This window comes from Actinomadura citrea, assembly GCF_013409045.1.
Classification (GTDB): domain Bacteria; phylum Actinomycetota; class Actinomycetes; order Streptosporangiales; family Streptosporangiaceae; genus Spirillospora; species Spirillospora citrea.
Genome location: NZ_JACCBT010000001.1, coordinates 2,958,816 through 2,977,613, shown reverse-complemented (window position 1 = coordinate 2,977,613; position 18,798 = coordinate 2,958,816). Strand labels below are relative to the sequence as shown.

Sequence of the window (18,798 nt, the reverse complement as noted above, 5' to 3'; positions counted from 1 at the left end):
GAGCGTCCAGTGGCAAACAACGGCCCCTTCGACATCGTCGTCCTGGGTGCCGGCAGCGGCGGATACGCGTGCGCGCTGCGCGCCGCCGAGCTCGGCAGGTCGGTCGCGCTCATCGAGCGGGACGAGGCGCTCGGCGGGACGTGCCTCAACCGCGGCTGCATCCCCACCAAGGCGCTGCTGCACGCGGCCGAGGTGGCGGACCAGTCGCGCGAGGCGGCGAAGTTCGGCGTGAAGGCCACCTTCGAGGGCATCGACGTCGCCGGGGTGAACGCCTACAAGGACAAGGTCGTCTCGACGACCGTCAAGGGCCTCACCGGGCTGATCAAGTCCCGGGGCATCGAGGTCGTGCACGGCACCGGGCGGCTGGCCGGCCCCACCACGGTCGAGGTCGACACCGCCGAGGGCACCCGCCGCATCGAGGCCGGGCACATCGTGCTCGGCACCGGGTCGGCGCCCAAGTCGCTGCCCGGCCTGGACATCGACGGCGAGCGCGTCATCTCCAGCGACCACGCGCTGCGGCTGGAGCACGTCCCCGGCTCGGTCGTCATCCTCGGAGGCGGCGTCATCGGCGTCGAGTTCGCCAGCGTGTGGCGCTCGTTCGGCGCCGAGGTCACGATCGTGGAGGCGCTGCCGCACCTGCTCCCGCTGGAGGAGGAGACCAGCTCCAAGCGGCTGGAGCGCGCCTTCCGCAAGCGCGGCATCAAGTTCGAGCTCGGCACCCGGTTCCAGACCGCCAAGACGACGCAGGGCGGCGTCTCCGTCACCCTGGAGGACGGCAAGACCATCGACGCGGAGCTGCTGCTCGTGGCGGTGGGCCGCGGACCGGTCTCCGACGGCATCGGCCTGGCCGAGGCCGGCGTCGAGACCGAGCGCGGGTTCGTCAAGGTCGACGAGTACTGCCGGACGAGCGTCCCCACGATCTCCGCGGTCGGCGACCTCGTCCCGACCCCCCAGCTGGCCCACGTGGGCTTCGCCGAGGGCATCCTCGTCGCCGAGCGGCTGAGCGGGCTCGCCCCGCCGCCGATCGACTACGACGGCGTCCCTCGCATCACCTACTCCGACCCCGAGGTGGCCTCGGTCGGCATCACGTCCGCCGTGGCCCGTGAGCGCGGGTACGAGATCAAGGAGGTCACCTACGACCTGGCCGGCAACCCCAAGAGCAAGATCCTGGGGACGCAGGGCGAGGTCAAGGTGATCGCGGCCGTGGACGGACCCGTCCTCGGCCTCCACATGGTCGGCGCACGCGTCGGCGAGCTCATCGCGGAGGGGCAGCTCATCTACAACTGGGAGGCCCTGCCCGGTGAGGTCGCCCAGCTGATCCACCCCCACCCGACCCAGTCCGAGGCGGTCGGCGAGGCGCATCTCGCCCTCGCCGGCAAACCACTGCACGTGCACGGCTGAGAAGCCGCACAAGTATTCCGAAGGAGTCGCTGAGACATGCCGGTCTCCGTCACCATGCCCCAGCTCGGCGAGAGCGTCACCGAGGGCACCGTCACCCGCTGGCTCAAGAAGGAGGGCGAGCGCGTCGAGACCGACGAGCCGCTCCTGGAGGTGTCCACCGACAAGGTCGACACCGAGATCCCCTCCCCCGCCTCGGGCATCCTCACCAGCATCACCGTCGCCGAGGACGAGACCGTCGAGGTCGGCGCCGAACTGGCCGTCATCGGCGATGAGGGCGAGGCGCCGTCCGGCGGCGGCGCCCCGGCCGCCGAGGAGCAGGAGGCGGAGCCCCCGCAGGAGGCCCCGCAGCAGCAGGAGGCTCCGCAGCAGCCCCAGGCGCAGCAGGCCCCGCCGCCCGCCGCGTGGCCGCCGCCGGCGCAGCAGCAGCCCGCGGCCCCGCCGTCCCCGGCGCCCGCCCCGGCACCGCAGCCGCAGGCCCAGCAGCAGCAGCCCGCGCCGGCCCCGGCCGCCCAGCAGCCCGCCCAGCAGAAGGCGGAGCCGGGCGAGGGCCCGTACGTCACGCCGCTGGTGCGCAAGCTCGCGGCCGAGCACGGCGTGGACCTCGGCACGGTCAAGGGCACCGGCGTCGGCGGCCGCATCCGCAAGCAGGACGTCCTGGAGGCGGCCCGCGCCGCCCAGCAGCAGGCCGCCCAGCAGCAGGCCGCGCCCCCCGCCCCCGCACCTGCCCCGGCCCAGGCCCCGGCCCCCGCCGGACGGCACGCCGCCCCGGCGCCCGCCGGCGCCCCCGCCGAGCAGATGGCGCTGCGCGGCCGGACCGAGAAGATGTCGCGCATGCGGCAGACGATCGCCCGCCGCATGGTCGAGTCGCTGCAGGTGTCCGCGCAGCTCACCACCGTGGTCGAGGTGGACATCACCAAGATCGCGCGGCTGCGGGAGCAGGCCAAGGCCGACTTCCAGGCCCGCGAGGGCGTCAAGCTGTCGTTCATGCCGTTCTTCGCGCTGGCGACGGTCGAGGCCCTCAAGGCGCACCCGAAGCTGAACGCGGTCATCAACGGCGAGACCAACGAGGTCACCTACCACGAGGTGGAGAACCTCTCCATCGCGGTGGACGTGCCCGAGCGCGGCCTGATGGTCCCGGTCGTGCACAACGCGGGCCAGCTCAACCTGGGCGGCCTCGCGCAGCGGATCGCCGACATCGCCGAGCGCACCCGCACCAACAAGGTGAGCCCGGACGAGCTGGCCGGCGGCACGTTCACGCTGACCAACACCGGCAGCCGCGGCGCCCTGTTCGACACCCCGATCCTCAACCAGCCGCAGGTCGGCATGCTCGGCACCGGCGCCGTCGTCAAGCGCCCGGCCGTCATCGACGACCCGGAGCTGGGCGAGGTCATCGCGGTCCGGTCGATGGTCTACCTCGCGCTGACCTACGACCACCGCCTGATCGACGGCGCGGACGCGGCCCGCTTCCTCGCCACGGTCAAGCACCGCCTGGAGGAGGGCAACTTCGAGGCCGAGCTCGGCCTCTGACCCCTCCCGCACGCCCGCCGGACCCCGCCGCGCCCGCAAGGGCCGGCGGGGTCCCGCGCGTCCGGGGAAACGCGGGACCCGCCGGAGAGTCCGGTGTCCGGCGGCGCCGTCCCTCTACGCTGGGGGTATGAGGGTCACCGTCACGGGCTCGTCGGGCCTCATCGGCTCGGCGCTGGTGCAGTCGCTTCGGGGGGACGGCCACGACGTCGTCCGGCTGGTGCGCAGGGAGCCGTCCCGCCCCGACGAGGCGCGCTGGTCGCCCGCCGACGGCTGCGTCGACAAGGAGTCGCTGGAGCGCGCCGACGCCGTCGTGCACCTGGCGGGCGCCGGGGTCGGCGACCGGCCGTGGACGAAGGCGTACAAGCAGAAGATCCGCGACAGCCGCCTGGTCGGCACCCGCACGCTCGCCGAGGCGATCGCGGCGGCCTCGCCCCGGCCCCGCGTGCTGGTCTGCGGGTCGGCGATCGGCTACTACGGCGACACCGGCGACCGGGAGGTCGACGAGGACTCTCCCGCCGGTGAGGGCTTCCTCGCCGGCCTCGTCCGCGACTGGGAGGCCGCGGCCGCCCCCGCGCGCGAGGCCGGGGTCCGCGTCGTGCACCCGCGGACGGGCGTCGTGCTGGCCCGCGAGGGGGGCGTCCTCGGGCGCACCCTCCCGCTGTTCAGGTTCGGCGTCGGCGGCGACCTCGGCGACGGCCGGCAGTGGACGAGCTGGATCTCCCTCCCCGACGAGGTCGCGGCCCTGCGGTTCCTCATCGACACCGAGATCGCCGGACCGGTCAACCTGACCGCCCCGAACCCGGTGACCAACGACGCCTACACCAAGGCGGTCGGCCGCGCCCTGCACCGTCCGGCGCGGCTGTCGGTCCCGAAGTTCGCGCTGCGCGCCGCGCTCGGCGGCTTCGCCGACGAGGGGCCGCTGGTCAGCCAGCGGGTCCTGCCGCGCCGGCTGCTGGACGCCGGGTTCCGGTTCGCGCACGAGGACGTCGGGTCGGCGGTCGCCGCCGTCCTCTGAGCCCCAAGAATCGTCAAAGTCCCGGCCGATCCCCTTCGGTAGTCATACGGTGACATTCAGACGGGACGGCCTACGAGGGGGATGCATGAGCACCGACGGACAGCCGCACATCCTCGCGATCGGCGGGGGCACGTTCGTACCGGACGGCCGGGAGGGGCTCGCCGCGAGCCCGCTGCTGCGCTACGCGTTCGACCTGACCGGCCAGGACCGCCCCCGGGTGTGCTTCCTGACGACCGCCGTCGGCGACGGCGCCGACTACATCGCGCGCTCCTACGCGGCGTTCTCCTCGATGGACGCCGAGGTCAGCCATCTCGCGCTGTTCCCGATGCCGAACGTCGCGGACGTCCGGGCGCACCTGCTCGGCCAGGACCTGCTGTACGTGTCTGGTGGCAGCGTCGCGAACCTGCTGGCGCTGTGGCGGCTGCACGGCCTCGACGAGATCATGCGTGAGGCGTGGCAGGAGGGCGTCGTGCTGTCCGGGCAGAGCGCGGGCGCGCTGTGCTGGCACTCCGGCGGCAACACCGACTCGTTCGGGCCGCAGCTGCGGCCGCTGACCGACGGCCTCGGCTTCCTGCCGTACTCGTGCGGCGTCCACTACGACAGCGACCCGCAGCGGCGCCCGCTGCTCCAGCAGCTCGTCGGCGAGGGGACCCTGCCGGGCGGGTACGCGGCCGACGAGGCGGTGGGCCTGCACTACGTCGGCACCGAGTTCGTGCAGGCCGTCTCCTACCGGCGGGACGCCGGCGCCTACAGGATCGAGCCGGACGGGCCGGGGACGGCCAAGGAGTACCGGCTGGAGCCCCGGCTGCTCGCCGCCTTCTGAGGAGCGGTCTGGGCGATCACGACATAAGCTGGCCCGTGTGAGCGATGTGGACGTACGCGAGCTGGTGGTGGTGCACGCGGGGTTCGGCGAGGCGGCCGTCCCCTACGAGGACGGGTGGGAGCTGCAGAAGCGCACCCACGCGCTGCGGGCGGACGACGCGATCCCCGACACCGTCCTCCTGCTGGAGCACCGGCCCGTCTACACGGCGGGCAAGCGGACGGAGGCGCTCGACCGCCCGTTCGGCGACCCCGGCGCCCCGGTCGTGGACGTCGACCGCGGCGGGAAGATCACCTGGCACGGCCCCGGGCAGCTCACCGGTTACCCGATCGTCCGGCTGCCCGACCCGCCGGACGTCGTCGGCTACGTCCGGCTGCTGGAGCGGATGATGATGGACGTCTGCGCCGAGCTCGGGCTGGAGACGGCGACCGTGGAGGGCCGCAGCGGGCTGTGGGTCCGCGGGACCCCGGACCGCAAGATCGGCTCGATCGGGATCCGGGTGGCGCGCGGCGTCGCGATGCACGGCTTCATGCTCAACTGCGACAACGACATGGGCTGGTTCGACAAGATCGTCGCCTGCGGGATCCGCGACGTCGGGTCGACCAACCTGAGCCGCGAGCTGGGCCGGGAGGTGACGGTCGCCGAGATCGTCCCGCTGGTCGAACGGCGTCTTGCGGCGGCGCTGGGCGCGGCGGAGACGTTCCACCGCACCACGGCGCAGCTCGGGATCGTCGGTCAGGCCATCACCTTGTAGACGGCCTGGCCGTCGGTGGCGGCGAGCCGGAAGAACTCGGCCAGTCCGGCGTAGGCGGGCTGGAAGACCCGCTCGCGCGCGGCGTCGTCCAGCCGCCCGGCGTCCTGGACGCCGGCCCGCACCATCGCGGCCGGGTCGTAGCGCCCCGCGATCCCGGCGAACGGCGTCGCGGCCAGGTGGTCGGCGGCGGGCTTGACCCGCTCGGGGGCGAGGTAGATGACGTCCATGCCGAGCTCGTCGGCGCCGTCCTCGGTGAGCAGCCTGCCGCCGCACACGACGTCGGCCTCGGGCTGGCGGCCCTCCCACGGGTCGCCGGTGACGAGGTAGTGCATCGCCTGCCACGCCCAACCGAGCTCGAACAGCGCGGCCGCGCCGCGCCGCCGCCAGTTCGCGTCGCCGAAGACGTGGCGCGCGATCCGGCCGGGGTCGGGCTCTCCCTCCAGCACGGGCGGCACCCTGAGGTACGACATTGCCAGACCCACGGTGGTCCTCCTGCTGAGCTGTTGCGTGACGACAGGGAGTCACCCTAGAGAGATCCCTTGATGAAGATGGCCGAAACACGCGAATCGGCTGCACCGGCGGAGTACCGTCATACGTTCGAGATCGGTCCGATACGGCTTCGATGCTGCTCCCGCCGGCGGGCCGCCGGTGTGCCGGTACCGCTGATCGGGACGTACGCTGGGACGCGTGACGACGGTGACACCTGAGGGACGCAAGCTCCTGCGCGTCGAGGCGCGCAACAGCCAGACCCCGATCGAGCGCAAGCCCGAGTGGATCAAGACCCGGATGCGGATGGGCCCGCAGTACCGCGAGCTCACCGGCCTGGTGAAGTCCGAGGGCCTGCACACGGTGTGCCAGGAGGCCGGCTGTCCCAACATCTTCGAATGCTGGGAGGACCGCGAGGCCACGTTCCTCATCGGCGGCGACCAGTGCACCCGGCGTTGCGACTTCTGCCAGATCGACACCGGCAGGCCCGCCGCGCTTGACCGGGACGAGCCGCGCCGCGTCGCCGAGTCCGTCGCCACGATGGGGCTGAAGTACGCGACCATCACCGGCGTCGCCCGCGACGACCTGGAGGACGGCGGCGCCTGGCTGTACGCCGAGACCGTCCGGCAGATCCACGCGGCGGTCCCCGGCTGCGGCGTCGAACTGCTGATCCCCGACTTCAACGCCGTCCCGGAGCAGCTCGCCGAGGTGTTCTCGTCCCGGCCGGAGGTGCTCGCGCACAACGTGGAGACCGTGCCGCGGATCTTCAAGCGGATCCGGCCCGGGTTCCGCTACGAGCGCTCCCTGGAGGTCATCACCCGGGCGCGCGAGGACGGCCTGGTCACCAAGTCGAACCTGATCCTCGGCATGGGCGAGACCCGCGAGGAGGTCTCGCAGGCGCTGCGCGACCTGCACGAGGCGGGCTGCGAGCTCATCACGATCACCCAGTACCTGCGGCCGAGCCCCCGCCACCACCCGGTGGAGCGGTGGGTCAGGCCCGAGGAGTTCGTGGAGCTGTCGGCCGAGGCCGAGGAGATCGGCTTCGCGGGCGTGATGTCCGGGCCGCTGGTGCGCTCCAGCTACCGCGCCGGCCGCCTCTACAAGCAGGCCGTCTCCGCGCGCGGCTGACGACCGGCTGTCGGGACGGCGGCCCGACCGGACTATCCTTGGACCCATGTCGAAAAAGCCCACGGACGGGGCCCAGGAGAGTCCAGGGCGCCTCAAGCAGATCCGCATGGTCGCCCAGGTGCTCCGCCAGGCCGACCCGAAGGCCCTGCCGATCGTGTTCGCCTCCGCGATCGGGGCGCTGGTCGTCGTCATCCTCATCGGGCTGCTCATCGGCCAGCTGTGGTTCTTCATCCCGCTGGGCATCCTCGCCGCGTTCGCCGTCGGCATGATCGTCTTCGGGCAGCTGGCGCAGCGCGCGCAGTACAAGGTGATCGCCGGGCAGCCCGGCGCCGCCGCCGCGATCCTGAAGAACATGCGGGGCAACTGGTCGGTGACCGAGGCGGTCAGCGGCAACCGCAACCTCGACATGGTGCACCGCGCGGTGGGGCGCCCCGGCGTGGTGCTCGTCTCGGAGGGCCCGCGCAGCCGCGTCGGCCCGCTGCTCGGTGCGGAGAAGAAGCGCATCTCCCGCGCCGCCCAGCAGGTGCCGATCTATGACGTGCAGGTCGGCGACGACGAGGGCCAGGTCCCGGTCGACAAGCTTCAGCGCCACCTGATGAAGCTCCCCCGCAACCTCACCAAGGGGCAGGTCGCCGAGCTGAACGACCGGCTCCAGGCGCTCCCCCGGTCGATGCAGATGCCGAAGGGCCCGATGCCCAGAGGCGCCAAGATGCCGAAGGGCCCGAAGCCCAAACTGCGCTGACGTCCTATGGAAAAGCGCCCCCTCGGGGGCGCTTTCTCGTTTTTCGGCCGGCTTTCCGCTCCGGCTATTGGGTGACGACGACGGTGTTGCCGGCCCGGTCGTGCATGCCCCGGTAGTCGCGATCCCAGATCAGCGCGGGAATGACCAGGAGCAGAAGCAGCGTCCTGGCGAGACCCCAGCCGAGGCCGACGGGCCGGCCGTCCAGCCGGACGACCCGGATTCCGCACAACCGCTTGCCGATCGTCGTGCCGAGGAACGCGGTGAGCACCCACGCCTGGAGGCCGAAGATGAGCAGCGTCCACGTGCTGCGTTCGGCGGGCTCCCACCCGAACGAGCGTGCGAGCAGGCTCGCCACCAGCATCGACAGGCCCCAGTCGACGAACAGGGCGAGGAGCCTGCGGCCGTAGGGCGCGACGGAGCCGCTGCCGCTCGCGGGCAGGCCGATCCGCTTCCCGGGCTCGCCGAGGTCCGCCCCGGCCGAGCGCGCCCCGCCGAGCCACGTCTGCGTCCACCGCGGCCCGGCCGCCTTACCACCGCTCATGTCCCTACGCTATCCCGTCCTTCCGGAGGTTCGGACGCGGCTCCGGAGGGGAGGCCCGATGTGACCCGTAACACAGCGGAAACACACGAGACATGGTCGGGAAACGGCGCGGACATAACGTCGTGGAAGCCGAGAACCGCCCTGAGGAGGCTGGATGTTCAGCAGCGCCGAAGAGGTCCTGAGCTACATCAGGAACGAAGGTGTGAGATTCGTCGACTGCCGGTTCGTGGACCTGCCTGGCAAGATGCAGCACTTCACGTTCCCCGTCGAGAGCTTCGGCGAGAGCGTCTTCACCGACGGGCTGATGTTCGACGGGTCGTCGGTCCGCGGTTTCCAGGAGATCCACGAGTCCGACATGCTCCTGCTGCCGGACCCGAGTACCGCCGTCGTGGACCCGTTCCGGCAGCACAAGACGCTGATCCTGAACTTCTTCGTGCACGACCCGCTGACGGGCGAGCCCTACAGCCGCGACCCGCGCAACATCGCGCGCAAGGCCCAGGAGTACCTGCGCGGCACCGGCATCGCCGACACCTGCTACTTCGGCCCCGAAGCCGAGTTCTACATCTTCGACGACGTCCGCTTCGAGACCAAGCAGAACGCCGGCTACTACTACCTCGACTCCGTCGAGGGCGCCTGGAACACCGGCCGCGAGGAGCCCGGCGGCAACCTCGGCGCCAAGCCCCCCTACAAGGGCGGCTACTTCCCCGTCCCGCCGATGGACCACTACACCGACCTGCGCTCGGAGATGGTGGCCCAGCTCATCGATTCGGGCATCCACGTCGAGATGCAGCACCACGAGGTCGGCACCGCCGGCCAGGCCGAGATCGACTTCCGCTTCGACACGCTGCTGAAGACGGCCGACAACCTGATGCTCTACAAGTACATCGTGAAGAACGTCGCGCGCGCCGCGGGCAAGACCGTCACGTTCATGCCGAAGCCCATCTTCGGTGACAACGGGTCGGGCATGCACTGCCACCAGTCCCTCTGGAAGGACGGCTCGCCCCTCTTCTACGACGAGGTCGGCTACGCGGGCCTGTCCGACAACGCCCGCTACTACATCGGCGGCCTGCTCAAGCACGCCGCCTCCCTGCTGGCCTTCAGCAACCCCACGGTGAACAGCTACCACCGCCTCGTCCCCGGCTACGAGGCCCCGGTCAACCTGGTCTACTCCCAGCGCAACCGCTCGGCCTGCATCCGCGTCCCCATCACCGGCTCGAACCCGAAGGCCAAGCGCATCGAGTTCCGCGTACCGGACCCGGCCTGCAACCCCTACCTGGCCTTCTCCGCCATGCTGATGGCCGGCCTGGACGGCATCAAGAACAAGATCGAGCCCGCGGAGCCGGTCGACAAGGACCTCTACGAGCTGCCGCCCGAGGAGGCCCGCGCCATCCCGCAGGTCCCCGGCAGCCTCCCCGAGGTCCTCGCCGCCCTGGAGACCGACCACGACTACCTGCTGGAAGGCGGCGTCTTCACTCCGGACCTCATCGAGACCTACGTCACGATGAAGAACGAGTTCGAGATCGACCCCATCCGCCTGCGCCCCCACCCCCACGAGTTCGAGCTCTACTACGACATCTAGGCTGTGTTTTCGCAGTCCCGGCCCACTTCGCTCGCCCGGCGGCTCGCTGCGTGACCAGGCCTGGGCGAACGCTGCATCGCTTCGCGATCTGCCCGGCTCCGCTCGCCTCCGGCTTCGCTCCACCGGGCAGGTCACGCGTTCGCGCGCGGGGCCGAGGCCACTTCGAAACACGATCCAGGCCGCGGAGGCGCGCTGACGTGGTGATCCGTCAGCGCGCCTCGGCCCGGTTCCGTCCCCGTTCCGCGCGAGCGACGAGAACCGTCTCCACGGCCGCCCAGGTCGGCTCGCCACGGCGGGCCCTGGGCGGCCGTCGTCGGTCGGCCGCGCCTCGCAAGTGAGGCACACGGCCCGCGGCGTTGCCCCGCCGTCCGTCGCCACGACGGTGACCGGTGCGGCGGTGCGGGGCAGGGCCTTTCACGCCCCCAATTCCCGCGGCTGACGACGGCGACGCCGCCAAGAACGATCAGCGGTCCCCTCGGTCGTTCGGCGGGAAGCTATCGCAACCTGTCGGTTGTGATAGCTTGGATAGCAACCGATCAGTTGCTATAGGGGGTGCCGTGCCCGTCCCGGATCGCATCGAGCGGACGCTCGAACTCGCCCACCCGCCCGCGCAGGTGTGGGCGGCGCTGACCACCGCCGAAGGGCTCGGCGGCTGGTTCGGCTCCCATGCGGAGGTCGACGACCTGCGGCCCGGTGGGGAGGTCCGGGTGCGGTGGGACGACCAGGGCGAATTCACCCTCTGGATCCAGGTCGTCGAGCCGCCCCGCCGGTTCGCCTACACGTGGGCGATCGAAGGGCTCCCGGCGGGCGATCCGCGGCGCACCTACGTGGAGTTCACGTTGGAGCCGACCGGCACGGGCACCCGGGTGACGGTCGTGGAGAGCGGCTTCGCCCAGCTGCCGGACCAACTGGCCGGCGCCTACGAGAGCAACGTCAACGGGTGGCGGACGGAGCTGGCCGAGCTGGCCGGGTACCTCGATGCCGCACCCTGACCAGGCCGAACCCGTCGCGCAGGCGGTCTTCACCGCGCTGGCCGACCCGACCCGGCGCGCCATCCTCGCCGAGCTCGCCGCGCGCGGCCCGGCGACCGCGACCGACCTCGCCGCCCGGCTCCCCATCTCGCGCCAGGCGATCGCCAAGCACCTCGGCCTGCTGTCCGATGCCGGACTGGTCCAAGCGGAGGCCGGGGAGCGGCGCCGGATCCGCTATCGGCTGCAGACCGGACCGGTGGCCGTGGCCCAGTCGTTCCTCGCCGCGCTGGCGCGCGACTGGGACGGCCACCTGAGCGCACTCCGCGACCATCTCGAACGCGACAGGGAGAACGAAGAATGAGTCCGACATTCCGCGGCGGCCACAACATCGCCATGAAGCTGCCCAAGGCACAGTTCGAGCGCACCGTCGCCTTCTACCGCGACGTCCTGGGCATGGAGGTCACCGACGAGAGCAGCCCGGGCGTCGTGGACCAGTGCGCCTCGGTGCAACTCGGCCCGGTGACGCTGTGGTTCGACCGCGTCGACAACTACGCGCGGGCCGACCTGTGGCTGGAACTGTTCACCGACGACGTCGACGGCGCGGCCAGGCACCTGGCCGCGCACGGTGTCGCCGTCCAGGACGAGCTGGAGCCGTTCCCCGCCGGCATGGACGCCCACTGGATCAGCAACCCGGTCGGCATCCCGCACATCGTCCGCCTCGCCGACGAGGACCAAAGTCCCTCCTGACCGGTTCCGCGCCGCGGCCGTGCCCACCGGTGGCGGGCCAGACGCGCAGGTCCCGGACCGGTCGGCGCGGACGAGCGCGGCGGTCAGCCGCGGGACGGCGAGGAGCAGCGGGCTCGGCGGCCGCGGCTGCACGAGTCCACACCCCGCATGCAGTCGACACCGGTGACGCGCAAGCACCGCCGCTCCCGGCTCATGAGCGGGCCGGCAGGCCGACGATCGCGACCTCCGCGCCGGTGATGTCGCCGGCCTGGGCGAGCGGGCCGCCCCAGTGCGTCCAGAACCAGTCGCGGTCGTCGTCCTTCGGCCGGGGCTCACACGTGATCCGCACGGCGCGGGGCGTGCCGCCGCCCGTGGTCGTCACGGTGATCTCGGGGGCGCCGATGTCGACCCTGTAGCCGCGCGCGCCCATGCGGCGGGCGAGCGCTCCGAGCTGCGGGTGGAGCTCCAGGCCGAGGAGTCGCGTGATCTTCAGGGCGACCTCGTCCACGGCGGCGAGGGAGCCGAGGCCGTTCCCGGAGTCCCAGACGAACCGGCCCCTGCCTGCGCCGACCGACCGCGCGATCCCCGTCCGCGTCCTTGTGACGAGGCTGACGCCGTGCCGAACGACCTTGGCGCCGCGTTCCTCAAGCGCCTTGCCCAGCGCGAGGAGGGCTCGCTCGCAGTCGGCCTCGTCCTGCCTGGACAGCAGCCCCCACAGCCCGTCGTACGAGCCTGAGACCAGGACGATCGCCTTCTCGCCGCCGCCCGCCCGGACCGCACGGTACGGGAGGGACGGCATGTCGCTCGGCCCGATGTCCCAGCCGGGGAACTCTGCCCCTAACGCGGAGAGCCGCCCCTCGAAATCCTCAGCTATCAGTGATCCAGAGTGAGTCATGCGTCACAGGCTCGCCGGGTGCGACGACCCGGACGGACAGGATTCCTGTCCCCTGCCTCAGACGAGCAGGCCGATCCGGTCGGCGAGATCCCGCGCACCTTGGCGAGTCTCCGTCGATCCCTCCTTGGCCAACTCCAGCGTCATGCGGCGCGCGTAGCCGTTGTAGCGGATCGTCTCCGGCGCTGCCGTGTACGCCTTGCTCAGGGCGCCGAGCGCGGCGGCCGGGCCATCCGCGAGCCGCCACGCGCGCGCCACCTCGATCAGGTGCCGGCCCAGCCGCGGTTGCGACGGGATGGCCGCGTGCTCGGCCTGCCGTGCCTGCCTGCGCGCCTCGCCGGCCTGCCGGAGCTCGACGGCGATCGTGACGGCGTGGGCGCCCATGATGACCCGCGAGAACGACGTCATCGGGTCGTAGTGTCCCGGCGGGAGAGACCGGGCTATGCGGTCGGCGCGGTCCCACCACCGCCATGCCGTACCGGACTGACCGGCGCGCGCCGCGGTGTAAGCGACCTCATGGTGCAGCGCACCCCAGATGGCGCGCAGGTCATCGTCGGCGCCGTCCAGGCGCGGGCGGATCACGTCGAGGCCCTCACGGTTGACCGCCTCGGCCGCGTCGAAATCTCCGGCGTCCCGGTGCGCCTGCGCGGCGAGCCAGACAGCACTGCCGAAGGCGTGCGGGTCCTCGGACTCCTCGGCCGCCATGATGGACCGCTCGACGATTCTCCAGAGGAGATCGGCCGACGGCTGGTAGGCGACGAAGAACTGCGCGAGGTTGTAGACCCCGGCGAGGATCGCGAGAGCATGCCGCCGGTCGGCGCCCTCGTACACGCGGACGGCGCGTCTGGCGTCCCGAATCAGGTCCGGGAGCAGGGTCCCGAGGACGGTCCGATGATCCGGGGCCGCGTGCCGGGCCCGCCACGCGGCGTCGAGCCGGGCTTGCAGGTGCGTTAGCGGCGGGGGCGGTTCCGTCATCGACACGGACACGGCGTTGATCGCGTCCCGGACGGCGGGCAAGGCGGGATGCCCGGGGCCGCGGAACATGCTCATCGGGATGGGCTCGCCACCCGTGAGCCTGGCGACGTCGCGGAGCCTGAGCGCCTCGGCGATGCTCAGCAGGGTGGGGAGTTTCGGCTGCAAGATCTCGCCGCGCTCGACGGCCTTGACCCAGCGCCCGTTCCTGCCGATGAGCCCGCCCAGGACGTCCCGGGACGTGCCCCGTTGGCGGCGGTAGTACCGGATGCGCTGCCCGACGGAAAGGGCCGGGTCGGCGGGATCGACGCTGCGGTCGCTCATAGGGCCCTGCACCTTCCTGAGAACTCGACACTCCCAGGCTAGGCGCGGGACCTTCGCGTGTCATGAGCGCCCGCAGGCCGCATCCTTTGCTGAGGCGGATCGGTCGACGCGGGCGGCCCGAGAGAAAACGAGAGGCGGCCGCAGGGGCCGCCTCTCGTGGCTCAGGCGATCAGCCGATCAGCCGATCAGCCCCAGGAGAGGGGGTGCGGCGGCTCCTCCGGAACCACCGTGCCGTCCGCGACGGCCTGGTCGAGCTCCGCGATCTTCTGCTGCTGGTAGCGCTGCTCGCCGGCCGCGGTCGACCGGTCCGGAGCGGGCTCCTGCGCGGGTTCCTTCGCGGGAGTCGTATCACTCATGGGGATTTCTCCTTTGTGACGTGAAACCGAAACTGCACTGACGGCCCGGCTGAGCCGGGTCGCCGGAGACCGTCCGGCGAAGTCGGCACCCCGCAACCGGGTTCCTGCTCGCTCCGGACCACTGCCGCGGAACCTGTCGGTGGGGCGGCCTACGGTGGGGGCTCGTGAGAGATCGGCTCCTGTCGGACGGCCGCCGGGCCGAGGCGGTCGGCGCACCGGTGCGCGGCTGGCATCATGTGGGCCGAGCGCGCGGGTTAGGGGTCGGGATGGCGTATGAGGCCAAGGACGTCCTGAGGGGCGGGTACTCGCTGCTGGAGGCCGCGCGGGACCTGGTCGCCGACCATCGGCGGGCGCTGGCCGACGTGCACGCGGCGGTGGCTCCGCTGCGGGCCGAGGCGGCGCGGGAGCAGCTGAAGACGATCCCCCTGGCCCGGCTGAAGGACGTCACCGACGGGCGGCTCCGGCTCGGGCCGCTGGAGGAGGCCGGGTTCACCAGCGTCGTGGACGTGCTGGACTCGACCCCGTACAAGCTCCAGCTGCTTCCCGGGATCGGGCCCCAGACGGCGCAGCAGCTCCACGCGGCGGCCGGGAGCCTGGCGGAGGCGGCGGAGGGCTCGACGACGGTGCGGATCGACGTCGACCGGCGGGACGAGGCGATGACGCCCGCCGTCGTCGCGCTGCACCGGCTGGTGAACGCGGGGCCGGAACTGCCGCGGGCGCGCGCGGTCGCCGACGAGGTGGACGAGCGCATCGGGCCGCTGGTGCAGGACGCGCGGCCGGCCGGGTCGTGGTGGCGCAGGCTCCTCACGCCGCCGGCGCGGCGCGAGCGGGCACGGGAGGCGGTCGGCGAGCTGGCGGAGGCCCTCGCCGCCGAGGAGGCGCGCGGCACCCGGCTGCTGATCTCCCAGGCGTCGGTGGACCTGCTGCGCCCGCACGTGTCGGCGGACGAGGCGTGGATCGACTTCGAGCTGCGGGCGGCCGACTACCAGACCCTCCTGGCCGAGCTCGCGGCGGCGGACCCGGAGCGCGAGGCCGCCGAGGGGTTCCTGCCGGGCGACCTCGCGGCACGGGTCAAGGCCCAGCCGCTCGACGACGGGTTCCGGCGGGTGTCGCTGCGCGGGTACCAGGCGTTCGGGGCCCGGTTCGCGCTCGTCCAGAAGCGGGTGATCCTGGGCGACGAGATGGGGCTCGGGAAGACGGTCCAGGCGATCGCGGCGATGGCGCATCTGCGGGCGCGGGGGGCGACGCACTTCCTGGTGGCCTGCCCGGCGAGCGTGCTGATCAACTGGGTCCGGGAGATCGAGACCCGCAGCGCGATCGCCGCGCACCCGCTGCACGGGTCCGGGCGCGCGGCGGCGCTGCGCAAGTGGGCCGGCGACGGCGGCATCGCCGTGACGACGCTCGCCACGCTGCACTCCCTGAACGTCCCGGAGGACGTGGAGATCGGCATGTTCGTGGTGGACGAGGCCCACTACGCCAAGAACCACGAGACGCGCCGCGCCCGCGCCGTCGCGCAGTGGTGCCGCAGGACCGAGAACGTGCTGTTCCTCACCGGGACGCCGATGGAGAACCGGGTCGAGGAGTTCCGGAGCCTCGTGGCCCACCTGCGGCCCGATGTGGCCGAACGGGTCCGTCCGCACGACGCGGCGATGGGGGCGCGGGCGTTCCGGTCGGCCGTCGCGCCGGTGTACCTGCGGCGCAACCAGCGGGACGTGCTCGTCGAGCTGCCCGAGGTCGTGCACGTGGACGAGCTGGAGGAGTTCAGCCGGGCGGACGCGGCCGCCTACCGCAAGGCCGTGGCGGCGGGGAACTTCATGGCGATGCGCCGGGCGGCCTACGCCGTTCCGAAGAGGTCGGCCAAGCTCGACCGGCTCAAGGAGCTGGTGGTCGAGGCCGCCGAGAACGACCTGAAGGTCGTGGTGTTCTCCTACTTCCGGGACGTGCTGGCCGCCGTCGGGGAGGCCCTCGGGCCGCGGGCCCGCGGGCCGATCTCGGGCGAGACGCCGCCGGCGCGGCGGCAGGAGATCGTGGACGCGTTCACCGCCGAGCCGGGGCATGCCGTGCTGCTCGCGCAGATCCAGGCCGGCGGGGTCGGGCTGAACCTGCAGGCGGCGTCGGTGGTGATCCTCTGCGAGCCGCAGGTGAAGCCGACCATGGAGACGCAGGCGATCGCGCGGGCGCACCGGATGGGGCAGGTGCGGACCGTCCAGGCGCACCGGCTGCTGACGCCCCGCAGCGTGGACGAGCGGATGCTGGAGATCCTGCACGTCAAGACCATGCTCTTCGACGAGTACGCGCGGCGCAGCGACCTGGCGGAGCAGACTCCCGACGCGGTCGACATCTCCGAGCGCGACCTCGCCCGGCAGATCGTGGCGCAGGAGCAGGAGAGGCTCGGGACGTAGGGAAGATTGCGGGAGGCGTCGGCGTTCACGCGGGCGGAGACCAGCCGATCGAAGGGGATGTCATGGCGGAGGTCAGGGTGGAGCGCACCGAGGACGGCTTCCGGGCCGTCAACGGCCGGGGCGCGGCGGTCGCGATCGGGGACGGGGACACCGAGGGCGCCTTCACGCCGGTCGAGCTGCTGCTGGCGGCGCTCGGCGGCTGCGAGCTGGTCACCGTCGAGCCGCTGACCGCCAAGCGGGGGCACCGGATGGCGCGGCTCGCCGCGACCGTCCAGGCCGACAAGGTCGCGACGAGCGCGCTCGGCACGATCACGGTCACCTATGACGTCGAACTGCCCGAGGGGGACGCCGAGGCCGAGGACGTCCTGAAGGCCGTCGCCGGGCGCGTCCACGAGAAGTACTGCACAGTCGGCAGCGCTCTGCGGGAGCCGATGAAGGTCGAGCAGATCGTGTGACGGGGGCGCGGGCGCGGCGGCACCCGGTGTCGGCCGGGTGCCGGAGACCGCTCGCTAGCCGCAGGTCGCCCCCCGGGCGGGCACCGTGCCGCGCAGGAGGTAGGCGTGCACGGCCTCGCGGACGCAGGGGTCGCCGGTGTCGTAGGAGCCGTGCCCCTCGCCCTTGAGCGTGAGGAGGGTGGCCCGCCCGCCGAGCGCGTCCGTCAGCGCGGACGCCCACGCGTACGGGGTGGCGGGGTCGCCGGTGTTGCCGACGACGAGGATCGGCGCGGCGGACGGGGCGGACACCTCGCGCGCGGCGGCGTCGCCCCGTACCGGCCAGCCCGTGCACTGCAGCAGGCCCCACGCCAGCGACGTCCCGAAGATCGGCGAGGCCTCGCGGAACCGCGGCAGCAGCCGCCGCACGTCGGTCGCGCCGGGTCGGTCGGCGCCGTCGGCGCAGGTGATGGCGGTGTTGGCGGCAGAGAGATTGCTGTAGGTGCCGTCCTGCCGCCGACCGTTCTGGACGTCGGCGAGCATCAGCAGCAGCGACCCGTCGCGGCGCTTCACCGCGTCGACCAGGCCCTGCGCGAGGTACGGCCAGGCGTCCCGGGAGTAGAGCGCGGCGGCGACGCCGGCGGTGCCGAGGCTCTGGGTGAGCCGGCGACCGGACGAGGTGCGGAGCGGGCTCTGGTCGAGCCCGGCCAGGAAGCGCCCGATGGACGCCACGACGGACGGGCCGTCGGTGCCGAGAGGGCATCCCTTCTTCCCGAGCCGCGCGCAGGCGGCGCCGAAGCCGCCGAGGGCGCGCTGAAACGCGGCCGCCTGCTGGAGGGCCAGGTCCACGCGGCCGAGTCTGGTGTCGACGGCCCCGTCCAGGACGGCCCGCCCCACCCTGGCGGGGAACTGGTGCGCGTAGCTGGCGCCGAGCCAGGTGCCGTAGGAGATGCCGAAGTAGTGCAGCCGCTCGTCGCCGACGGCGGCGCGGACCGTGTCGAGGTCGCGGGCGGCGTCGGCGGTGCCGACGTGCGGCAGCAGCCGCCCCGACCGGGCCTCGCACTGGCGGACGTAGTCGGCGCGGCCGGCCGTGTACGCCTGCTCCTCGGCGGCGGTGTCGGGGCTGTCGTCCATGGCGGCGATCGCGTCCATGCGGCGGTCGTCCACGCAGGCCACCGGGCTGCTCCGGCCGACGCCGCGGGGGTCGAGGCCGATCAGGTCGTAGCGGGCGCGCAGGCCGGCGTACTGGCCCGCGGCCTGCGCGAGCGTGTCGACGCCCTCTCCGCCGGGGCCGCCGAAGTTGAACACCAGCGAGCCGATGCGCCGGCGCGGGTCGGTCGCCGGCACCTTGATCAGGGCGAGTTCGATCTTCTCGCCGGAGGGCCGGGCGTGGTCGAGCGGCACCGGGAGCGCCGCGCAGCGCAGCCCGCGGGGCGGTTTGCTCCCGGGCGGCGGGGCCGGCAGGCCGGTGCAGCGCCCCCACGACAGCCGGGGAGCCGCCACGGGCGAGGTGTCGGTCGCCGCGGGTGCGGTGCCCGTCGCCGCGCGGGGCGACGTGCGCGCGTGGCCCGTCCCCCCGGAGAGGGAGACGAGCGTTAAGGCGGCCAGGGTCGCGGCACCCGCCGGCACCGCGCCTGATATCCCCCGATACCTGGCCATTCGTCCCTCCGATCGCATCGCCTGAAGCGATCGGGACCTACCCATGGCCCTCGACGCCGACTCCTGATCGGC

General features: G+C 72.7%; 19 protein-coding genes. 13 read left to right on the top strand and 6 right to left on the bottom strand.

The features are described 5' to 3' along the window. Nucleotides 1-9: 9 nt before the first annotated feature. From lpdA to lipB, 5 genes are all read left to right on the top strand, one after another. On the top strand, nucleotides 10-1,401 hold the full coding sequence (gene lpdA, locus BJ999_RS14030; protein WP_179833715.1) for a dihydrolipoyl dehydrogenase: 1,392 nt from the start codon (nucleotides 10-12) through the stop codon (nucleotides 1,399-1,401). A 36-nt stretch (nucleotides 1,402-1,437) separates the two neighbouring features. Further along, the gene (sucB, locus tag BJ999_RS14025; RefSeq protein WP_179833714.1) at nucleotides 1,438-2,928 is read left to right on the top strand and encodes a 2-oxoglutarate dehydrogenase, E2 component, dihydrolipoamide succinyltransferase; all 1,491 of its coding nucleotides are present in this window, start codon (nucleotides 1,438-1,440) and stop codon (nucleotides 2,926-2,928) included. Between the two features lie 127 nt (nucleotides 2,929-3,055). After that, entirely contained in the window at nucleotides 3,056-3,943 is an 888-nt protein-coding gene (locus BJ999_RS14020) for a TIGR01777 family oxidoreductase (RefSeq protein ID WP_179833713.1), read from the top strand. 85 nt (nucleotides 3,944-4,028) lie between these two features. Further along, the gene (locus BJ999_RS14015; protein WP_179833712.1) at nucleotides 4,029-4,766 is read left to right on the top strand and encodes a Type 1 glutamine amidotransferase-like domain-containing protein; all 738 of its coding nucleotides are present in this window, start codon (nucleotides 4,029-4,031) and stop codon (nucleotides 4,764-4,766) included. A gap of 37 nt (nucleotides 4,767-4,803) precedes the next feature. Beyond that, nucleotides 4,804-5,517: a lipoyl(octanoyl) transferase LipB gene (gene lipB / locus BJ999_RS14010; RefSeq protein WP_229809893.1), complete on the top strand. Its 714-nt coding sequence runs from the start codon at nucleotides 4,804-4,806 to the stop codon at nucleotides 5,515-5,517. On the opposite strand, the gene BJ999_RS14005 is transcribed toward lipB, so the two are convergent. Beyond that, nucleotides 5,499-5,999, bottom strand: a complete 501-nt coding sequence (locus tag BJ999_RS14005; protein WP_179833711.1) for a DUF1877 family protein — start codon at nucleotides 5,997-5,999, stop codon at nucleotides 5,499-5,501. The genes lipB and BJ999_RS14005 overlap by 19 nt on opposite strands. Nucleotides 6,000-6,204: 205 nt before the next feature. On the opposite strand from BJ999_RS14005, the gene lipA reads away from it, so the two are divergent. Both lipA and BJ999_RS13995 read left to right on the top strand, forming a co-directional pair. Further along, on the top strand, nucleotides 6,205-7,131 hold the full coding sequence (lipA, locus tag BJ999_RS14000; protein WP_179833710.1) for a lipoyl synthase: 927 nt from the start codon (nucleotides 6,205-6,207) through the stop codon (nucleotides 7,129-7,131). Between the two features lie 46 nt (nucleotides 7,132-7,177). Further along, a complete protein-coding gene (locus BJ999_RS13995; protein ID WP_179833709.1) occupies nucleotides 7,178-7,873 on the top strand; it encodes a DUF4191 domain-containing protein in 696 nt (231 codons plus the stop codon). Nucleotides 7,874-7,937: 64 nt separating this feature from the next. Here the strand turns inward: BJ999_RS13995 and BJ999_RS13990 are convergent, their stop codons facing one another. Next, the gene (locus BJ999_RS13990; protein WP_179833708.1) at nucleotides 7,938-8,414 is read right to left on the bottom strand and encodes an RDD family protein; all 477 of its coding nucleotides are present in this window, start codon (nucleotides 8,412-8,414) and stop codon (nucleotides 7,938-7,940) included. A gap of 154 nt (nucleotides 8,415-8,568) precedes the next feature. Between BJ999_RS13990 and glnA the strand changes: the two genes are divergently transcribed. The 4 genes from glnA (at nucleotide 8,569) to BJ999_RS13970 (ending at nucleotide 11,711) form a co-directional block, all read left to right on the top strand. Next, complete coding sequence (glnA, locus tag BJ999_RS13985; RefSeq protein WP_179833707.1) at nucleotides 8,569-9,993, top strand: type I glutamate--ammonia ligase; 1,425 nt, start codon at nucleotides 8,569-8,571, stop codon at nucleotides 9,991-9,993. Between the two features lie 557 nt (nucleotides 9,994-10,550). Next, nucleotides 10,551-10,985: an SRPBCC domain-containing protein gene (locus BJ999_RS13980; RefSeq protein WP_179833706.1), complete on the top strand. Its 435-nt coding sequence runs from the start codon at nucleotides 10,551-10,553 to the stop codon at nucleotides 10,983-10,985. Then, complete coding sequence (locus BJ999_RS13975; protein ID WP_179833705.1) at nucleotides 10,972-11,325, top strand: ArsR/SmtB family transcription factor; 354 nt, start codon at nucleotides 10,972-10,974, stop codon at nucleotides 11,323-11,325. Before BJ999_RS13980 ends, BJ999_RS13975 begins: the two co-directional genes overlap by 14 nt. Beyond that, nucleotides 11,322-11,711 carry a VOC family protein gene (locus BJ999_RS13970; RefSeq protein WP_179833704.1) on the top strand — a complete coding sequence of 130 codons (390 nt, stop codon included), beginning with the start codon at nucleotides 11,322-11,324 and terminating at the stop codon, nucleotides 11,709-11,711. Before BJ999_RS13975 ends, BJ999_RS13970 begins: the two co-directional genes overlap by 4 nt. A gap of 190 nt (nucleotides 11,712-11,901) precedes the next feature. Here BJ999_RS13970 and BJ999_RS13965 read toward each other — a convergent pair whose 3' ends face one another. From BJ999_RS13965 to BJ999_RS13955, 3 genes are all read right to left on the bottom strand, one after another. Beyond that, a complete protein-coding gene (locus BJ999_RS13965; protein WP_179833703.1) occupies nucleotides 11,902-12,585 on the bottom strand; it encodes a hypothetical protein in 684 nt (227 codons plus the stop codon). Between the two features lie 57 nt (nucleotides 12,586-12,642). Then, nucleotides 12,643-13,878, bottom strand: coding sequence for a tetratricopeptide repeat protein (locus BJ999_RS13960; RefSeq protein ID WP_179833702.1), 1,236 nt, complete (start codon nucleotides 13,876-13,878; stop codon nucleotides 12,643-12,645). 185 nt (nucleotides 13,879-14,063) lie between these two features. Beyond that, nucleotides 14,064-14,234 carry a hypothetical protein gene (locus BJ999_RS13955; RefSeq protein ID WP_179833701.1) on the bottom strand — a complete coding sequence of 57 codons (171 nt, stop codon included), beginning with the start codon at nucleotides 14,232-14,234 and terminating at the stop codon, nucleotides 14,064-14,066. A 266-nt stretch (nucleotides 14,235-14,500) separates the two neighbouring features. On the opposite strand from BJ999_RS13955, the gene BJ999_RS13950 reads away from it, so the two are divergent. Together BJ999_RS13950 and BJ999_RS13945 are read left to right on the top strand one after the other, a co-directional pair. After that, the gene (locus BJ999_RS13950) at nucleotides 14,501-16,636 is read left to right on the top strand and encodes a DEAD/DEAH box helicase (RefSeq protein ID WP_179833700.1); all 2,136 of its coding nucleotides are present in this window, start codon (nucleotides 14,501-14,503) and stop codon (nucleotides 16,634-16,636) included. 62 nt (nucleotides 16,637-16,698) lie between these two features. Further along, nucleotides 16,699-17,091 (top strand): OsmC family protein, encoded by a 393-nt coding sequence (locus BJ999_RS13945; RefSeq protein ID WP_179833699.1) that lies wholly within the window; start codon nucleotides 16,699-16,701, stop codon nucleotides 17,089-17,091. A 54-nt stretch (nucleotides 17,092-17,145) separates the two neighbouring features. On the opposite strand, the gene BJ999_RS13940 is transcribed toward BJ999_RS13945, so the two are convergent. Then, a complete protein-coding gene (locus BJ999_RS13940) occupies nucleotides 17,146-18,726 on the bottom strand; it encodes an alpha/beta hydrolase (protein WP_179833698.1) in 1,581 nt (526 codons plus the stop codon). Between the last annotated feature and the right edge of the window lie 72 nt (nucleotides 18,727-18,798).

What these genes read in the sequence shown, in the direction of transcription:
- BJ999_RS13950 (WP_179833700.1), top strand. Translation starts at nt 14,501, where the DNA reads ATGGCGTATGAGGCCAAGGACGTCCTGAGGGGCGGGTACTCGCTGCTG.
- BJ999_RS13940 (WP_179833698.1), bottom strand. Translation starts at nt 18,726, where the DNA reads ATGGCCAGGTATCGGGGGATATCAGGCGCGGTGCCGGCGGGTGCCGCG.
- BJ999_RS13995 (WP_179833709.1), top strand. Translation starts at nt 7,178, where the DNA reads ATGTCGAAAAAGCCCACGGACGGGGCCCAGGAGAGTCCAGGGCGCCTC.
- BJ999_RS13975 (WP_179833705.1), top strand. Translation starts at nt 10,972, where the DNA reads ATGCCGCACCCTGACCAGGCCGAACCCGTCGCGCAGGCGGTCTTCACC.
- BJ999_RS13970 (WP_179833704.1), top strand. Translation starts at nt 11,322, where the DNA reads ATGAGTCCGACATTCCGCGGCGGCCACAACATCGCCATGAAGCTGCCC.
- BJ999_RS14015 (WP_179833712.1), top strand. Translation starts at nt 4,029, where the DNA reads ATGAGCACCGACGGACAGCCGCACATCCTCGCGATCGGCGGGGGCACG.
- BJ999_RS13955 (WP_179833701.1), bottom strand. Translation starts at nt 14,234, where the DNA reads ATGAGTGATACGACTCCCGCGAAGGAACCCGCGCAGGAGCCCGCTCCG.
- BJ999_RS13965 (WP_179833703.1), bottom strand. Translation starts at nt 12,585, where the DNA reads ATGACTCACTCTGGATCACTGATAGCTGAGGATTTCGAGGGGCGGCTC.
- BJ999_RS14020 (WP_179833713.1), top strand. Translation starts at nt 3,056, where the DNA reads ATGAGGGTCACCGTCACGGGCTCGTCGGGCCTCATCGGCTCGGCGCTG.
- BJ999_RS13990 (WP_179833708.1), bottom strand. Translation starts at nt 8,414, where the DNA reads ATGAGCGGTGGTAAGGCGGCCGGGCCGCGGTGGACGCAGACGTGGCTC.
- BJ999_RS13945 (WP_179833699.1), top strand. Translation starts at nt 16,699, where the DNA reads ATGGCGGAGGTCAGGGTGGAGCGCACCGAGGACGGCTTCCGGGCCGTC.
- sucB (WP_179833714.1), top strand. Translation starts at nt 1,438, where the DNA reads ATGCCGGTCTCCGTCACCATGCCCCAGCTCGGCGAGAGCGTCACCGAG.
- glnA (WP_179833707.1), top strand. Translation starts at nt 8,569, where the DNA reads ATGTTCAGCAGCGCCGAAGAGGTCCTGAGCTACATCAGGAACGAAGGT.
- BJ999_RS13960 (WP_179833702.1), bottom strand. Translation starts at nt 13,878, where the DNA reads ATGAGCGACCGCAGCGTCGATCCCGCCGACCCGGCCCTTTCCGTCGGG.